The organism is Bacillus sp. 17RED48 (assembly GCF_019837545.1).
GTDB lineage: Bacteria > Bacillota > Bacilli > Bacillales > Bacillaceae_G > Bacillus_A > Bacillus_A wiedmannii.
This window is the reverse complement of the sequence record NZ_JADAXG010000003.1, coordinates 511,768-529,580: the sequence shown is the minus strand read 5'-3', so window position 1 is coordinate 529,580 and position 17,813 is coordinate 511,768. Positions and strand designations below refer to the sequence as shown.

Below are 17,813 nucleotides of genomic sequence, written 5' to 3'. Positions count from 1 at the left end.
GAAAAATATGTCTATACGCACAATTTTCTTTTTTTGATATGGTGACCCCATCGCAATCAAGCTAAGGTTTTGAAGTACCTACTAAATGAAATTTTTCTTTCTCTACAGTTAGTTATTCTGAGAAGTCAGTTCATTTTTTGTTTTAGGGGTGTTTACTTTTCTTAAGTTAATGGGTATGGGTGGGACCCCAAACAGTGCAATTTTATTTCAAAGACACAACGATCTTACTACACACTTTTTATTTATCCCACACTCTCATCTGCTAGTATTACTATTTTTTATTACTAATGTTGCCGTTTCACTCGGATGGCTAAGAGGAAAATGATGGCCATATGGAACAAAATCAACCTTACCAAGATGCGATGGAGCAGAATAGCCTCTGTCATAATCCCCCCAAATAATGTGAAGATTATACTTTGTTACTTCATTGAAATCACCTTGATCGTTTTTAAGTAGTAAACTGTTAAGCTGAACCGTAGTATTTAAAATTCTAGGAGAAGTAAAACTGTTAATTATTTTTTCAATATAATGTCCAGGGATGCTCTCCGTACTTTCAAACAAACCATTACTTAATAAATAACGCTCTATCAAATTAGCAGTTGCCAATTTTAATGTCCATTTGTTCATAAATCGAGGAACATTTAGCGATTTAGCATTTTTTTTAGCAACAGGTGGCTGAAGTAAAGTGATTGAATACTTCTTATCTATGTACTCTTGTACCAATGCTTCCAGAAGAATAAACGCACCGAATGAATGGCCAATTAGATGTGCACCATTAGTAGCTTTCTCCAATAACTTTTTCACTACATTCAAATAGATATCTAGAAGATTTTTCTCTCGTTTAAAAGGAGAACGTCCCAAACCTGGAAGATCCAAGATCCATACAGGTTGACCAGTTTTTTCATGAAGCTCTTGTGCTAAAGGAAATAAATCCTCTCCATCACTCAATAAACCATGTAATAAAATAAACGGTTTACCCTCTCCTTGTAATTGGTAAAGGGTAGTGTTATCGCATAATGTTCGTTTAAATAAATGATTATGCTGGCCATTTTGATACATCATTCGATAATCCAGATCAGCTACTACGGCAGGGAAAAATTTCATTACACTCGTCTTCTTAAACCAATCTCCTCCCATAATTTTTTTCGCTGAAACATTTGAAAATTTTCGTTTTGTAATAAAATTTAGTCCATCAGAAGGAATTTTTGTTATTTTACTTACTCCACTATTCATAATTGCTTTCATAAGTGGCATTGGGACAGAGATTTTTGGTGCCCTCATATTCATACTTTCCGACATAATACTTAATAATTCAGCAATGTTCTGATCGTGCTGTTTGTCTTCAACAAGTGTAAATGTTTGAATAGTCGGTTGCTCCAATCTGAAAACCTGCACAATAAACTTCGCAAGCTCATCGTTTGAAATAAGTGGTAACCTATATCCCTTACCTCCAGGAATCACTGGCATGAGCCCTCTTCGCATACTCATCACAAGCAAACCTAATCCTGCTATCTGCTCTGTACTCCCTGTTTTACTACTACCTACTACAGTTGGCGGATTAATTACAGAAAGCGGATAACCTACTGCTGATGCCTGGTGACGGATATAAAGATCTGCTAAAAATTTTGTTCTCTCATATGGATTTTTTATTTTCAAATAATTGTTTCCTTCTTTAAACACATCAATTGCAATCTTGCTATTTTTATCATCAAAGGGACTCATATAACCTACAACATGAATAAATTGTTGCAAGCCCTTCAATTGATGAATACTTTTAGCTAATTCACTAATATGTTTGGCACCATTTAAAAATACGGACGCTGCATCTTTACTTGTCACTTGAATATCCATGGGGCCTCCTGCGTGAATAATCACATCCGTTTTCAATATCCTCTCCTTATCTTCAGCACTTAGGCCTAAATCTATTTTCGTCAAATCACCTTCAATAAAGTGCATAACTGCCTTTTTTAAGATGCCTCTTTCTTGAAAAATGCGTGTTGCTTTACTTTTCGACCTCACTAAAAGAAGAATTTTAACATCCTCTTTGGCTAATTCTTTCACTAATTGCTTTCCAATAAAGCCTGTTCCACCAATTAAAAATACTGTTCTCATATAAAATCTCCTTTTTAGTACTATTTAGTACTAATTCGATGTAAAAAAAAAGCTTCTTTTATCGAAGCAAGTTTAAAAAATTATCTGCTGTTTTCGTGATTACAGTTGCATCCTTCAATGTTTCTGAAATAAATAACGCTCCTTCAAGATTTGTAATAAAAAGTGATGCAACCTCATCAATATTAATCGTATTTCTGAATTCCCCATTCTCTACCCCTTGTTTAAGTAATAGAGAAACTTTCTTTTGTAATTCTGTAAAAAAAAGACCTATTTTTTCTTTTATTTGCGTGGCCTGTGTAGGACTTTGAATATAAAGAGTAATAAATGGACAGCTCCCCTTATACTCTCTCGACTGAACTCCTTGTGATAATTGCTTTAAAAACAGTTGGATACGATCTTCAACTAAAAATTGGTTCTGAGAAAGTACGTCATCAATTGCAGATTGATACATTTCAATCCAATAATCAACGACCCCTTCTAATAATACTTCCTTATTAGAAAAGTGATAATACACATTAGACTTTGAAACTTTGCTTACACGTACTAATTCATCCATACTTGTATAAGCAAACCCTTTTTCTAAAAATAATGTTGCAGCTACTTCAATCACACGTTTTTGATTCATTAATTTTACCTTTGTCATAACTAGAACTATATAGTACTAATTTAAATGTTGCAAGTATTTATGTTAATTTAGAAAAAAGTTTGATTAAAAAAGTTCCACTAACATTGATTTTACTGCAAAAAATTCTTATTTTGAATAAAGTTGAACTGAACCCCGAAATTGTTAATTCACTATCGTCTAATAGGGGGCACCATACATGCCCATCAACTTAAGAAAAAGAAATTCCCCCAAAACGAAAAAATGAGCTGCTTCTCAGAATAACTATCTGTAGAGAAAGAAAATTTTAATTTAGGAGGATATGAAAATATTAGCTTGATGGTGATGGGGTACCGCCAGAATTTCGGAAAAAACAACACTAAGAGTATACAAGATTTTATACAGTTTTTTGGTTAATCCAATAACAGACAAGAAACCTAAAACCGCGGCAGGATAGAAATGTATAAGGAAATGCATAGATCCATAGAACAAAAAAAGACGATTCCCTTGTGAAATTAGGGATTCGTCTTTTTCTTCGCTACCGATAACAAGTATTGTGTAAATAAGCTGTCCATATGGGCAGCTTATTTTATTTTTGCTTAGCCTGAATTTTTTCAAATATACGATATTTTATTTGTCGATATTTTTTTAATCTTCTTTATCGATTTCTATTGTACCTGTTCTAGCACTAACCTTTAAAATATTTAACAAATTATCAGGTGTCTTAATTTCCATTTCATATTCAAATGTAGATTGTGCTAAGTTGTCATCTTCTAATTCGAATTCTTTTTTCACATTAATAATTTCTCCCTTTGTATGAGCTAAAGAAATTTCACGAACTTGTTTCTCTGTGTAGTTTTCATTCTTTTTCGCATAATTGTAACCCATACCATAATATCCACCAACAATAGCAATACCACTTACTAAAATAGCAATTACACTTATCATTATTTTCTTTTTATGTTTTAACATTTTCATCCACTCCTTCATGATTAATCATCTATTCCAAATCTTGTTTCAAGTGCATTTTCTGCTTGCTCTAATTGATCTTCCAATATATCGTGTTCTCTTTCTTGCGTTTCATATTGTTCAACAGTTATCGTTCCAGCGTGATAATCTGCTTCTAGCTGATTATCAGATAGATCTATCTTGTCATCTAATTGATCAATTTCTTTTTTTGCTGCTAAGTACGTATTTAAGTTTTCTTCTTTTGCTCCAACTGGTTTCGTGTTATTTGCCTTTTCAACGATAGATGTGACTTCGTTTTTGAAATCTTGTATTTGCTTCGTGTCATTCGTAGCAGGCCCTGTTTTGTTTGGTTCTTGTTGTAGTTGAGCACTTTCTTTTTGCAATGTATCATTTTCCACTTTCAGTTGTTGTACTTCTGTATTGTTATCAGCTTGAGTAGAACAAGCTGTTAAGAATAAACAAGACATTGCTCCAATCAACATCCACTTTCTCATTCTGTTTTCCTCCCTTTACATGTGCACCTTATCCTTGCCTTTATATTACTGAACAAACATTAAAGGAAGATTAATGTACAAAAAAATAAAATGATATAATTAAATAGTTTCTAATCTTTCTTTAATGTTTTGGAATTATACTGATACATATTAATAAGAAGAAAAGGAGAATGTTAATGCGAGTTCTTATTGTCGAAGATGAACAAGACTTACAAAATATATTAGTAAAACGATTAAATGCAGAACATTATAGTGTCGATGCATGCGGGAATGGCGAAGATGCCTTGGATTATATAAATATGGCTACGTACGATTTGATTGTGCTTGACATTATGATTCCTGGAATAGATGGTTTACAAGTATTACAAAGATTACGCGCGGATAATCATACAACTCCTGTCTTGCTTCTTACAGCTAAAGATACAATTGATGATCGCGTAACAGGACTCGACTTAGGTGCGGATGATTATTTAGTAAAGCCGTTTGCTTTTGATGAACTGTTAGCAAGAATTCGAGTGTTAATGCGAAGAAATACAGGAAACACATCTAATGTGTTTGAAATCGCTGACCTAGTGGTAGATTGCAATATGCATAAAGTAACAAGAGGAGATCAGATTATCACTCTTTCCAGTAAAGAATTTGCTATTTTAGAATATATGATTCGTAATAAAGAAGTTGTGCTCACACGAGATAAAATTGAGCAACATGTGTGGAATTACGACTATGAAGGTGGCTCGAATATTATTGATGTTTACGTCCGCTATCTTCGTAAAAAAATTGATAGCCAGTTTGAAACGAAGTTAATTCATACAGTACGAGGAACTGGTTACGTATTGCGAGTAGAATCATGAAAAGACTATCAATCAAAATGAGAGTAACCCTGTGGTATACAGGGCTAATTGTAATTATTATGGCACTCGTGTTAGCTTTTATTTTAACTTCTTCAGATAAAGTTTTGCTTTTTAATATGAAAGATCAATTGAAGAGTACAGTAAAAGAAAGTATTGAAGATATCGAATATAAGCATGGACAATTAAAGATGGACGATGATTTTGAACCCATAGAAGATGGAGTAAATATCATCATTTATAATAAACAAGGTGAGCTGCTGGCAGGAAATAGTCCAACAAGCTTTAATAAAAAGATATCGCTTAAATCCGATGAAATACAAACCATTAAAGACGGTAATAAAGAATGGATAGTCTATGATTTTCTCCATAATGCAGGCGGCGATGAGCAAGTCTGGGTTCGTGGAATAATGACTATGAACCAATTATCATCAACGATGAATACGCTTATTGTGGTAACACTCATCTCATTTCCATTACTTATTCTCATTGCCGCAGTGGGAGGATATTTTATTACGCAAAGAGCGTTTCGACCTGTACAACAAATGAGTGATTCAGCTAGTAAAATTGGTGATGGTAAAGACCTTTCGAAGAGAATTCATTTACAAGGTTCACCGAAAGACGAAATGTATCATTTAGCACAAACCTTTGACAAAATGTTTGAGCGATTAGAGACATCATTTGAAAGTGAAAAACAATTTACATCTGACGCATCTCATGAATTAAGAACACCAACATCTGTTATTATTTCGCAATGCGAATACGCTTTATCACAGAGGAATAATCCGAAAGAAATGGAAGAATCGTTAGAAGTAATTTTAAAGCAATCACGTAAAATGTCCACGCTTCTATCCCAACTCTTATTATTAGCAAGAGCTGACCAAGGAAACCATAATACTTTCCAATTTGAATGTATCAATATGAGTGAATTAACGGAAATCGTTGTAGAAGAGCTTTCATTAATGGTTCAAGAAGCTTCGATTGATATCACAACTCATATAGAGGAAGACTTGTTTATGAAAGCAGATCAAACATTGATGATGCGTTTATTAATGAATTTACTAACGAATGCGATTGCTTATAGCAAAGCGAACGGCACTGTGCATATGCAACTGTTCCGTGATGAAACCAACATAATAGGTAAAGTCTCCGATAATGGCATAGGCATCAGCGAGCAACATATTACGAAAATATGGGACCGCTTCTATCGAGTTGACGCGGCACGAACATCTTCAAACATCGGAAATACAGGTTTAGGATTGTCGATGGTAAAATGGATTGTCGAACTACACGGAGGAGAAATTACAGTTGAAAGTAAATTAGGAGAAGGCAGTACTTTTACCTTTAAACTACCAATTGAAAAACGAGCATAATGTATGAATGTTTATAGCTCCAGAATAAAGATTCTTCAATCCTTATATAAAAGTAAACGACGCATTTTAAACAGCATTGATTTTATCATTTTTGACAACCCGTTCTGTTAAGTTGATATGCATATGGAAAAGATATCGAAATAAAACCCCAGAAATCCAAAGGTCTCTGGGGTTTTATTATATATTTAGCTCTTTTTGCTTTTTGTTTTGTTTATGTTTATGCAGCAATTTTCGGCTTATGAGAGAAATCAGTAATAAGATCAGTATTAGTACGAAAAGTTGCATAAATGATAAATCAAAATATTTAGCACCTGTAACAATTAAAAGTGTAGAAATCGTACCTTTTACAATGAAAAAAATAATAATCCATAATCCGCCTTTTTTCCAGTTCATTTTTATATTACCCTTTCCTACGTTTAAATTCTTAAATGGGACACCTTATTAAAAATCTATTATATTAATAAAAAAGTCATGTCTAATTAAATGCAATGATTACATAATAAGTGAAAATGATATTCAATGTCAATTTTATTGACTGTTTGAATATCTGTTTCTTCACTTCAACCTCTTCCTACTTTGTTTCTTACAGGCAATGAACTCTTGTTTCCAAACAAAAAACACCTCCATTGAATTTACATACTTCGCATGCGAATTCAAGAGGTGTTTTTTCATATACCATCAAGTAAAATTTCCTGCCTTATTTCTTGATACGTACCTATTTTCTAGTACACAATAACTGGATCATACGTGTTCAAACTATCATATACAGTTTTTGCAACGTTAGGCAGAAGGTTTACACACCCACCTGATCCCCCTGTTAAATAAGCATTATTTCCCCAGTCTTTTCGCCAGCCTGCATCATGGAATCCTTGACCACTATTTGTGAATGGAACCCAGTAATCTACTTTAACTGCATAATCAGCTTTCCCTACTGCGCTTCCTTTCAGCGTGTATGGTGTTCGTTTATATAGAACGTACCACACACCTGGTGATGTATCTTCACTCGTGCTATGTTTACCCGTTACTACATTTGTTGTGACGACTAATTTCCCATCTTTATAAATCCAAATTTGCTGATCTGCAATGGAAACTTCTGCATATGTATCTCCGATGCCATTATTCGATGTTGTTTTATAGCCGATTCCTTCCTTCTCCCAACCATTCCCGTGAATATTAGAAGCAGAAAGCGATTTTTCGCCTTTCTCAAAGGCTTGTTGAACTTGTTTTGTTTCTTTTTCCACATCTAGTGCCCAGCCGTATCCTTGTCCTTTTACTGATATAACCGAACCCGAATGTGTTTTAAAAGCGAAGTCTTTATGTAATGTAGATTTAGCCTTATTAATTTCAGCAACCTTATTTTTAATGTCGCTCGCATCGATTGTCACTTTCATATCCTTTGACATAGAGGCATTTTGAATTAAATCTTTCGCTTTTAATGAGTACACTTCATCCTGCACTTTATAATCAACAGACTGCTGAAGAAGATTTTGTAATGCTTTCTCTTCTTTTTTGATAATCGGATCGTCTTCTTTAATAGGCTGTATGTATGTAGACTTTAGATGAATTTCGCTTTTATGCTTCTGCTTGTCGTAATCTTTTAGTAGATTCTTAACGTCATACTGTTTTCCATCAACGCTCTTCGAAATAACAACTTTTCCTTGTTCGAGCTTCGCCATAGCATCTTGAGGCGCTTTTAATTTTTCATTCATAGAAACAAGCTTTTCTTCTACAAGTTTTTTCATCGTTTCACTACGATACTGATCCGCTTCTTTCGGTAGCAATGAATAATCTTTGTCCTTTGCGGAAGGGAAAAATGTCCACTGGCTTTTTAATAGTTTCTTAACCTGTGGCAAATCGTTTTCTGTCAGTTCCGTTTTTGTATCTTGTTCATCTAAAATTTGTTGTTGATCAATATAGACTTTATTTGCTAGTCCCGATGTTTTTAACTTCTGTATTGCCTGATCAGCGCTCAAACCACCGACTTTTGTATCGTTAATCGTAACATTCGAATTGAAGTGAGTTGCCTGATAATAACTCATTCCTCCAATAAGAAGTGCAATTACACCGCCACCCGCAGCGATTAGCTTCCAATTTGTAAAACGTTTTCTCGATCTTACCCGTTTTTTCTCAACTTCTTCCACAGATTCATTTACTGTATTGTTGTTCATCAATCTTTCCCCCGTATACATAAACGTCAATTGATTTTAAACCAAAACCATTGATTAGTGTACCTTATTTTCCCTGAAATTTCATTGTTTTTTACCAGTTTCATCTAACTTTAATCGATTAAAGTTAGATTTTTTAATAGAAAGATATATAAAGATGGTAGATAAAGTGAAAAAAGGACCATATCAATCGAGTTATTACGCCCCCCCTCGCATTTCCCTAATGTTAAAGGGTAATCCTCTCTATAAATATTTTAACCTAGTGAAATAATTTTGAGAAGTTTCAAGTTAGAGGAAGGCAACATAGAATGCCTTTTATTTGTGAATAATTTAATGTCGCATATTTTATAAATTTAAATGTAAACTATGCTTCCCACATTTCACCAGGTTTCACAACCTCTACTATCGGCCTAACGAATTTCACCTTATGACCTTATCATCAACAATTTCAAGTTTCTTTAAAACTATTATATATGTTTGTACCACGCTTTATTAATACGATTAATCTTTTCAGGTGTTGAATTTTCAGACTCATTCTTTGGTGTAATCCTAGTATTAGAACATCCTGCAATAGCGAGACAGTATGTAACCAATAAAACTAATAATATTAATTTCTTCAAATAGCCACTCCTATATAAGGAAAATATTATATTAAGAAAATTAAACATAACATCGAATCTTTGTAAAAACAATATATTTCCTAGTATTATTATGTAATGGCGGATTAATGCACACCTTAAGGTTCATTAATCCGCTTATAAGCGTAGAACCTCATGCTCATCAAGTAAATGTTCAATTTACATTTTATCCGATTCTCAATGTTTATTCCAATATAAAAAAATAGCTATTTTTGTTGAAAACTAAGTGTCTCCCAAAATGATAAATACGAATTGAATTCCTATAACCATATATATTTATTCAGCTAACTTCTCCCCTGTAACAATCCGAAATAAAGTAGCTGCATGTTTTCCTTCTAATTGAGCGTACAGATGATTCCCCGACTTAATTTCCAATTTCTCCTTATTAGTACTTACCCAAATTTGATACAACACAGCTTTCGCCTCTATTTTCGGATTTTTAAATTGAAAAATAAAGTGATAAGCCGCTGGATGAGACATTTCCACTTTTTTATTTTCAAAATTAATATCATTTAATATTTTCTTTACTTGCAACACTTCATTATTATCTGTCACTACCTTAAAATCTTTATATTCATTATCACCAATATGTTTTTGCACTTGAATTCTTTGATCTTCATTTCCTACTATATTTGAACAGCCGGTTACTATGAATATACATATGGTAATAAAAACTAGAGAAAAATTTCTAACTCTCATATTCATCAACCTCTTTTCAATACAAAATATCTCAAATTGTAAAATAAAGGTAATTATTTTACACTTAGAAATATAAATAATAAAGAGAAAGGAGTGTCGTTCTATGCAGTTACAAACATACACTTGGAAAAGTTATATGTTTCTCATTGTAAGTATATTCGTTACTATTAATCTCTTTCTCTTCGCACCTATTTTAGACAGAGTTGGAATAGAATATGTCGTGCCTTTCGCCTACTTCATATTAGCTTCCGCTGTTATAGCGATCATTTTATTTTTCCTTTGGTTTGGTTACCACTTCACTTAAGTGAAATATAAATACACTCCATAAGTCACAAATAAAATTAGTAAAATAGCAATGCCGAGTACCGTGTATATAATCCATTGTAAGTTCGAACTCATATACTCCCTCCTCTTGCCTCCTAACAATTCCAGTATATAACAAAAAGCATTGGATACCCAATGCTTTTTCATACTTACGCAAATAAAGACGTATTCGCATATAAAGCTGGTGAACCACCTGAATGTACGAATAAAATGTTGTCTTCTTTATTAAATGTACCTTTTTTAATTAAGTCGATTAATCCCGCTACCGCTTTCCCTGTATACACTGGATCCAGTAAAATACCTTCTGTTTTCGCAAGTAATTGAACTGCTTCCACCATTTCTGGCGTTGGTAACGCGTAACCTGGTCCTACATATTCATCAAAGCATGTAACAGCTTCGCGCGGGATAAAGTTCGGAATACCAACGTGAGCTGAAGTTTCCTCTACAAGTTTTGCTACTTTCTCTTCTTGTTCTGCTTTTCCTCTACTTACGTTGATTCCAATTACAGGAATGTGACTTTGTGTTCCAGCAAAACCAGTAATTAAACCAGCGTGCATACCAGCGCTACCGCTTACGCAAACGACTGTACTGAAATCAATTCCTTGGTCAAATGATTGTGCCATAATTTCTTGCGCACAAGCAACGTATCCCATTGCACCAGTAGGATTTGATCCACCAACTGGTATGACATATGGTGTATTACCTTTTTCACTAACTTCTTTCGCTACTTTATGCATCTCTTCCATAAGATCTGCCCCGTTTGGTACAACAATTACATTTTCAGCACCTAGTAAATGATATAAGAAATAGTTTCCGTTAAAGTCTGGCTTCTCTTCTGGCTCAAGCCCTTCTTCTAATACAAGGATACATTTCATTTTTTCTTTTACCGCAGCTGCCAGTGTTAGACGGCAATGGTTTGACTGAATACCACCAGCTGTAATTAACGTATCTGCACCTTTTGCCTGTGCATCCGCAACTAGAAACTCTAACTTTCTCGTCTTATTACCACCAGCTGTTAAACCAAGTAAATCATCTCGTTTAAAATAAATAGTCGGCCCACCAAGTGCTTCAGAAAAATTGTTTAATTTTTCAATTGGTGTATATGACTCTGTATATTTTTTTCTCGGGAATTTAGCTAAATTCATAAATAACGCTCCTTTTGTACTTCTTTCACAATGTATGTAACGATACTATTATTACATGTAAAAATGATGAAGTCATCTTTCCGGGTGAAAAATGTGTTGGAATTCGGTGTTAGTGAATGAAATTGTATTAACACTTCGGCTCTTAATACGATACATGAAATTTATATCGGCGCAACTCGAATTATATCAGCGATTTTTCAAATATATCGACTTACCGAAAAGAACAAACAACACCAAAAGGCACACTCGATGAAAAGTGGGCCCTCTTCCAATCACTTATTTGCCGAAAATCGAAGAAGCTGCGTTAATCCTGGTTCTACATTCATTTCGCCTTTATGGCGTACGTATACAATCTTGTTCCCATCAAATTTTGGAGGATTTGCTGGATTATACGTCAGCCACTCGTTCGTTCCTTCTACAGAGTACTCCATATACTCCGTTGCACCGACGATTATATTTTTACTATCATCAGCGGCTACATTTGGTGCCATTTGTGCAATTTTCGAATCACTAATTAATAATTTTTTTATCTCCTTATCACGTTTGTAATCATAAGCTGTCACCATTACATCGCTACCATATGCTTTTACTTGCAACCCTTGTTTAAATGAATAGCCATCAGGAGCAGTCTTCTCTCCGCCATTTGGCCCAGCCGACATCCAGCCCGTTTCAATCCCGCCTGTATTTACAACAGTAAATCCTTTATTATCTCCGCCTGTAATTTTCTTTTTACCGGCCCAGTCTGGTAGGTTTAAATCCCAATGCGTGTGGCTTGTGAAGAAAACAACTTGCGGATAGTCTTTTAATATATCGTACAACTTATCAACGTTTAAATAATCTTGTAAATACGGATTTTGTCTTGATCCAGATACTGTATCAGGTAAAACGTGATGAGAGAAAATGAAAATCGGCTTATTTTTATCTTTTTGGCTATATTCTTCTAAATTTTGTTTTAACCAACCTAATTGCTCATCACTCATAAATACTTCATCCCACATTTTTGAATCGTGGTATTTCATATATTTTTCAGTTCCTAAAAATAAAAGCGGATGACCGTCTAATTCTTTTTTATGATATACCTTTTCTTGCCCGCTAAATTGTAAGTAGCGGTTGAATAGCGTTTCTTCCGTTACACCATTTGGCCATGTACTTTGAGAGAGCTTCCCATCAGCTGTCCATTTACCAGCATAAAACTCATGATTCCCAACAGTTGACCATACATTCTCTGGATGCTTATTTTTGTTTAACACACGCTTCACATCATCATATTGTGACTGTTGTCCCGTTGGCGTTATATCCCCATTCATAATAAGCGCTCTAGAAAGTGGTGTCACTTTGTTCATATCTTTTAATACGTGATCAAAATCCCCCAAATCCCCTTGAATATCACTAATAACGTTAAAAGTGGTAGCTGATTTTCGAACTTGTTCTTTCCCTTCCGCATGTGCTGAAAACGTCGGTAATAATGCCGTCATAACTGCTAACGAAGCAACTGTCTTTTTCATACAAATTCTCCCCCTAATCATAAAATGTATAAACTGACATGTTCTGCTTTCTCTAAGGTGCTTGTCCAATTCACATTATAAGGAGGGATTGTAAAGATAGATGACGTTAAAAGTTAAGTGTTTCTTAAGAGATTTTGTCGTTTTTTGCAAACCACAATTAGCGATTCACGCCAATCTAGCTTTCTAGCCTTTAACATTACATACATGTAAATTTTGATGTTAAATCTTTTAGTCTCATACGTTGTTTTTTATTACTTCTAATTTTCGGGAAAAATCCACTAATTAATAATGTTATAATCCATACCATTATTAGAATAAAGTTTATTGTATTACCGGAATTCAAGCTGAAAACTCTCCACAAATAGGCAGCAGAAAAAACGAGAATAGCAGTAATAATAAGTAAAAATGTCCTAACTACTAATCCGATGTAGGGTTTCTTCTCTTGCTTAAAAATGAAAGTTCTTCTACCTTTGTACAATCTAATTACAAATAGCAGCAAATATACACTAAGTGTGGCTCCAATAACAATTGATGTAATGGAATTGCTTTTTCTCTGCTCAGCTAGAGAGAAGTAACTTTCAGGTAATTTTCCAGTTTCATATTCCATCCATGCGTGGTAAATATCCTGTCGTAAATCTATACCACCTTCACCATTTGTAAGGATTACCAATCCATCTTTTGTATTAGGAATGAAACCATAAAAAGAGTGCCAGCCTCGATTGTCACCAGAATGATAAATTAATTCCCATTGATTAGATATTTTTTTTTCAAATATACCTAAACCATTCTCCCCTAATACTGGCTTTTGCATTTCCTCAACACGTTCACTTTTGATGACACCATTCCCTTTATTATTTGCATCCATGCTTGCAAGTATTAATGTCATCATATCCGTAACATTTGTCTTGAGACCTGCAGCAGCTTGTTCAGTAAATTGGTAACTAGGAAGTTCCTCTCCAAAATATCCATAAGCTTTCGAAAGGTTATAGTTTTCAGGACGTTGTAAGAATGAACTAGATTTCATTCCTAAAGGTTTCATAATTTGTTCTTCCATATAACGATTAAACGGTATTCCGGTAACCTCTTCAATTACAAGTTGTAAAATTGTATATCCGCCACCAGAGTAAATTGTTTCTGAACCTGGTTTATTGGTAACCTCCACTGGTTCATTAAGCCATCCTTTTCCAGACAGAGACTCCTCGATAGAATTAAGATTTTTCCCTGGTACAACCCCAAGGTATCCTTTATGTGCAGACAGTCCTGCTGTATGACTTAATAATCTTCTTATCGTAACTTCATTATTATTAAACTCTGAATTAGGTAATTTCCATTTGGTCAGATATTTTCCAACGGGATCATCTAGTGATAAACGACCTTCATCTACAAGATGTAGGATTCCCCACGCTGTAAGGCTTTTAGATATGGAACCAGCTTGAAACAAAGTATCATCACTCACCGCTTTTTTTGTCTTTTTATCTACATAACCGTAGTTTAGTGTATAAGCAATACGCCCCTCATGTACAATCCCTATTGCAATCCCTGGTACCTCATAATTCCCCTGCCATTTTGGTACCTGTTCATCCAACTTTTTTTTGAAATCCTCTATACTCCTATCAGTCAACATACCCGATTCTGCCCTCACCACATTTGTAAAACACGCTTCATTCGTAATAAATATGCAAATAATTAAACATAAAATACTTTTGCATATTATCGATGCTTTTTGCCTATTCTTCATTTGTTCCACCCCTTTTTTCAGAATATTCTACCCATCAATCAGAGTATCCCATTCTAATATCCCGTTCTATCGATTTTTATTACTTAACCTTACATAATTGTAATAAAAATCAAAAATTTACATGCTTAGGGGTTTTACTGTTCTTTATTCAAGGGCAGGAAATTTAATAAAAAAAGACACAGAGATTTCTCACCATGCCTACTAATCCTCTACCTCTTCACCGCATGCACATAATGCACCGTCTCAAAAGCTTCTAAATAATCATTTCGTCCTTCAAAGTATAACTTATCAATATCCTCTGGTGATAAGTGCTCATAAATGAGTAAGCCCGCCTTCTCTAATAGTGCTTCCATTTCTGTATAAGAAAAACACGATTTCATCGGTTCTCCGCCTACTGCAGCTATTTTCACCATATTTTCAACTCGATTGGACAGTCCTTTTTCCGTAAATAAATTTTCATCCGGATAATCAACAACGATAGAACTTCCATCTGGAACCATCGCAAATAAACGTTCTATTAAACTAGATAGTTCCTCTTTCGTTAAATAGTACGTAACACCTAATAGGCTAAAAAACGTCTTTTTATTTTCAAATCCTTCATTTACTAATGTTTGCTTCGAGAAATCTTTAGTGAAATCCATCGAAACAAAATGAAGATTGTTTGGAATTTCATACTTTGCTTCTTTCACTCTTTGTATTTTAAACGCTTGCGTAGAAGGATGATCCACTTCAAATATTTCTATTTTATTCTCTAACTCTCGGTGTCTAAAACTAAATGTGTCTAAGCCAGCACCGAGTATGACGTATTGTTTTGCGCCTAATGTAATTTCATGTAGTAATACTCTTTCACAATATGCCGCGCGTGCCAAAGGTGTTGGTGATAATTGAACTTGTGTAATCCATTTTAATATTTCTTGTGGATTGTCTTGAAACTGCTGTGCAATGTCTGTATTGAAAAAATGTATCCCTTGAACCATATTCGTTTCAATATCGTTACGTTCTTTTGGTGAAATGAAATCTTTAGCTACATAATCATCAAAGATTTTAGGACGATCAAATTCACTATGATACGCTCTTCCGAAAGCTGATACTAGCGACGTTACACTCGCTTCACCTTTTTTCACGCACATACACTCCTTCATTTTTACAACAAAAATAGGGTTCCCCTGGCCAGGAGAACCCTATTATACACTTTATTTATATATTGGTAAATTATAGAATAAATAAGTTTTTTTGTCAAGTTTCTAGCCTGCTATCAAACCAACAATTTGTATATTCTCTGGCAGGAAAATTGTCGATTCACACAGAATGTTCCAAATTATAACAATACATATGGAGGCCAATATGAAACGATTAGTCATTATTACCGTAGGAAAAACACACAGCGGAAAAACTACATTTGCTAAAGAACTAGAAAAAGAGTTACCCAACTCTTTCGTTATGGATCAAGATAACCAAGCTGAATTTATCAACACACATTACGAAAAATTACAGCCGGATGAAGGCACTAATACATTTAAGCACGGTTTTTCGAAATTCATTGTTGATTATGCAAAAGAACATACGAGTTTACACCTTATTATTTGCAACTCAAATAGAAGTCGAAACGGCAGGATGTATTTACTCAATGAATTGTTTCAGAAAGATGACTATGTACGCATACTCGTTCATTTTGATATTCCAGATGATGTCCTTTACGAAAGAGTAGCTCGAAGCACGCGAAGTACAAATATTTTTAGAGGTGATTATTCTAGTTTCAAAGAAGTACTCGATCGACAACATTCTGAATCACTTCACGAAGATGTGGTAGATCCTATAGAAAACGAGGCTGATTATTTGTTTGTTATTCGCAATAGCAAGGATATAAACTCTACTATAGAAGAAATTGTGCATCTTGCTAAAGATTTGTCCCCTACCCAAAAATAAGAGACTATAAAAATTACATAATCATAGATTATTATGCAAATACTTCCTCTAGACATCGTACATGGTATATAATGATAAGATAATCTACTTCTATATGCTCAATTTTACACAAAACAGCTCATGCATATGAAAGAAAAGAGGTACAATAATATGAAAACAAAACAAACAATTGCTGCGTCTACACTAGCTTTAGCAATGATTGCTGGCGCAAACTCTGCTCATGCGGAAGTAACTGATGCTACTCCTCAGCAAAGTACGGGAGATCGATTAGCTGAAATTAAGCAACATAGACAAGAGTTAGATGCGAAATTGCAGCAGCACAAAGAAAACGTGGATCAAACATTGAATGAACTTAACCAAGTTAAGGAAAATGTTGATACGAAGGTTAATGAACTACATGAGCGTAAACAAGTTGCTGATGAAAAAATTAACGAAATGAAACAACGTAAACAAGAGTTAGATGCAAAACTTCAGCAAGACAAGCAAATCGCCGAAGATAAAATCGCTGAAATTAAAGAGCATAAAAAACAAGTAGAAGACAAAGTTGCTGAAGTTAAAGAACATAAGCAAAATATCGATAATAAGGTTAATGAGATTAAAGAACATAAACAAACTGTCGATGAAAAAGTGAATGAAATTAAGCAACATAAAGAAAATATCGATCAAAAGGTTAATGAACTTAAGGAAGTTAAAAAACAGGTAGATGAAAAATTAGCTGAGTTAAAGAAAGCAAAACAAACTGCTGAGGACAAACTTGCTGAGCTAAAAGAAAATAAGCCGAATACTGGGAACACGTTAGAGGAACTTAAGAAAATTAAAGGCAATTTAGATAGTCTTTCCGCTAACTTAGAACTAGCTAAACAAGATGTAAAAAACAAACTAGCTGAATTACAAAAAGCTAGAGAAGATTTACTAAATAAAATTAACGAAATAAAACAAGCGAAACAAACTGTTTCAGACGATTTAACAAAGAAAAAACAAGACTTAGATATTAAAATCAACGACTTTAAACATACTGAGAAAAAAATTGATGACAAATTAGCTGAGGTACATACAACGAAGCAAAATGTCGATAACAAAATTAATGAAGTATCTCATTCGAAACAAACTGAAACAAAGACTGGTACTACAAACGCAAACAATAACGCTAGAGAGCTACCTAACGCTGGTAGTGAGCAATCAAATAATATGGCTTTAGGTATGTTATCTGTCTTAGGCGGGGTTTTATTAGTAACACGAAATAAAATTAAAGCGTTATTCTCAAAATAAAGCAATT

The 17,813-nt window shown here is 34.1% G+C and carries 16 protein-coding genes; 5 read left to right on the top strand and 11 right to left on the bottom strand.

What is annotated here, in order from left to right; genetic code table 11:
- Nucleotides 1-255: 255 nt before the first annotated feature.
- From ILT06_RS15560 to ILT06_RS15545, 4 genes are all read right to left on the bottom strand, one after another.
- On the bottom strand, nucleotides 256-2,112 hold the full coding sequence (locus ILT06_RS15560; RefSeq protein WP_098110709.1) for an alpha/beta fold hydrolase: 1,857 nt from the start codon (nucleotides 2,110-2,112) through the stop codon (nucleotides 256-258).
- Between the two features lie 58 nt (nucleotides 2,113-2,170).
- Entirely contained in the window at nucleotides 2,171-2,737 is a 567-nt protein-coding gene (locus ILT06_RS15555; RefSeq protein ID WP_064475794.1) for a TetR/AcrR family transcriptional regulator, read from the bottom strand.
- A gap of 624 nt (nucleotides 2,738-3,361) precedes the next feature.
- Complete coding sequence (locus ILT06_RS15550; protein ID WP_064475795.1) at nucleotides 3,362-3,685, bottom strand: PepSY domain-containing protein; 324 nt, start codon at nucleotides 3,683-3,685, stop codon at nucleotides 3,362-3,364.
- 20 nt (nucleotides 3,686-3,705) lie between these two features.
- Nucleotides 3,706-4,176, bottom strand: coding sequence for a hypothetical protein (locus ILT06_RS15545; protein WP_001233665.1), 471 nt, complete (start codon nucleotides 4,174-4,176; stop codon nucleotides 3,706-3,708).
- Nucleotides 4,177-4,352: 176 nt separating this feature from the next.
- Here ILT06_RS15545 and ILT06_RS15540 point away from each other — a divergent pair, with 176 nt between their 5' ends.
- Together ILT06_RS15540 and ILT06_RS15535 are read left to right on the top strand one after the other, a co-directional pair.
- Nucleotides 4,353-5,027: a response regulator transcription factor gene (locus ILT06_RS15540; protein WP_001264519.1), complete on the top strand. Its 675-nt coding sequence runs from the start codon at nucleotides 4,353-4,355 to the stop codon at nucleotides 5,025-5,027.
- Nucleotides 5,024-6,397 (top strand): sensor histidine kinase, encoded by a 1,374-nt coding sequence (locus ILT06_RS15535; RefSeq protein WP_088047174.1) that lies wholly within the window; start codon nucleotides 5,024-5,026, stop codon nucleotides 6,395-6,397. The genes ILT06_RS15540 and ILT06_RS15535 overlap by 4 nt, the downstream gene beginning before the upstream one ends.
- Nucleotides 6,398-6,574: 177 nt before the next feature.
- Here the strand turns inward: ILT06_RS15535 and ILT06_RS15530 are convergent, their stop codons facing one another.
- The 3 genes from ILT06_RS15530 to ILT06_RS15520 all read right to left on the bottom strand — a co-directional run bounded on the left by ILT06_RS15530 (nucleotide 6,575) and on the right by ILT06_RS15520 (nucleotide 9,899).
- A complete protein-coding gene (locus ILT06_RS15530; protein ID WP_064475798.1) occupies nucleotides 6,575-6,790 on the bottom strand; it encodes a hypothetical protein in 216 nt (71 codons plus the stop codon).
- 329 nt (nucleotides 6,791-7,119) lie between these two features.
- Nucleotides 7,120-8,565, bottom strand: coding sequence for a L,D-transpeptidase family protein (locus tag ILT06_RS15525; protein WP_064475799.1), 1,446 nt, complete (start codon nucleotides 8,563-8,565; stop codon nucleotides 7,120-7,122).
- A gap of 911 nt (nucleotides 8,566-9,476) precedes the next feature.
- The gene (locus ILT06_RS15520) at nucleotides 9,477-9,899 is read right to left on the bottom strand and encodes a hypothetical protein (RefSeq protein ID WP_064475800.1); all 423 of its coding nucleotides are present in this window, start codon (nucleotides 9,897-9,899) and stop codon (nucleotides 9,477-9,479) included.
- Nucleotides 9,900-10,002: 103 nt separating this feature from the next.
- Between ILT06_RS15520 and ILT06_RS15515 the strand changes: the two genes are divergently transcribed.
- Nucleotides 10,003-10,203: a hypothetical protein gene (locus ILT06_RS15515; RefSeq protein WP_154131362.1), complete on the top strand. Its 201-nt coding sequence runs from the start codon at nucleotides 10,003-10,005 to the stop codon at nucleotides 10,201-10,203.
- A 169-nt stretch (nucleotides 10,204-10,372) separates the two neighbouring features.
- Here the strand turns inward: ILT06_RS15515 and cuyA are convergent, their stop codons facing one another.
- The 4 genes from cuyA to ILT06_RS15495 form a co-directional block, all read right to left on the bottom strand.
- Nucleotides 10,373-11,368: a D-cysteate sulfo-lyase gene (cuyA, locus tag ILT06_RS15510; RefSeq protein ID WP_001046585.1), complete on the bottom strand. Its 996-nt coding sequence runs from the start codon at nucleotides 11,366-11,368 to the stop codon at nucleotides 10,373-10,375.
- 272 nt (nucleotides 11,369-11,640) lie between these two features.
- On the bottom strand, nucleotides 11,641-12,873 hold the full coding sequence (locus tag ILT06_RS15505; protein WP_222655268.1) for a DUF4073 domain-containing protein: 1,233 nt from the start codon (nucleotides 12,871-12,873) through the stop codon (nucleotides 11,641-11,643).
- Nucleotides 12,874-13,069: 196 nt separating this feature from the next.
- Nucleotides 13,070-14,611, bottom strand: a complete 1,542-nt coding sequence (locus ILT06_RS15500) for a serine hydrolase domain-containing protein (RefSeq protein WP_222655267.1) — start codon at nucleotides 14,609-14,611, stop codon at nucleotides 13,070-13,072.
- Nucleotides 14,612-14,820: 209 nt separating this feature from the next.
- Nucleotides 14,821-15,741, bottom strand: a complete 921-nt coding sequence (locus ILT06_RS15495; RefSeq protein WP_088047170.1) for a class I SAM-dependent methyltransferase — start codon at nucleotides 15,739-15,741, stop codon at nucleotides 14,821-14,823.
- A 202-nt stretch (nucleotides 15,742-15,943) separates the two neighbouring features.
- On the opposite strand from ILT06_RS15495, the gene ILT06_RS15490 reads away from it, so the two are divergent.
- On the top strand, nucleotides 15,944-16,537 hold the full coding sequence (locus tag ILT06_RS15490) for an ATP-binding protein (protein ID WP_149174103.1): 594 nt from the start codon (nucleotides 15,944-15,946) through the stop codon (nucleotides 16,535-16,537).
- 150 nt (nucleotides 16,538-16,687) lie between these two features.
- Nucleotides 16,688-17,806 (top strand): LPXTG cell wall anchor domain-containing protein, encoded by a 1,119-nt coding sequence (locus ILT06_RS15485; RefSeq protein ID WP_222655266.1) that lies wholly within the window; start codon nucleotides 16,688-16,690, stop codon nucleotides 17,804-17,806.
- Nucleotides 17,807-17,813 lie beyond the last annotated feature (7 nt).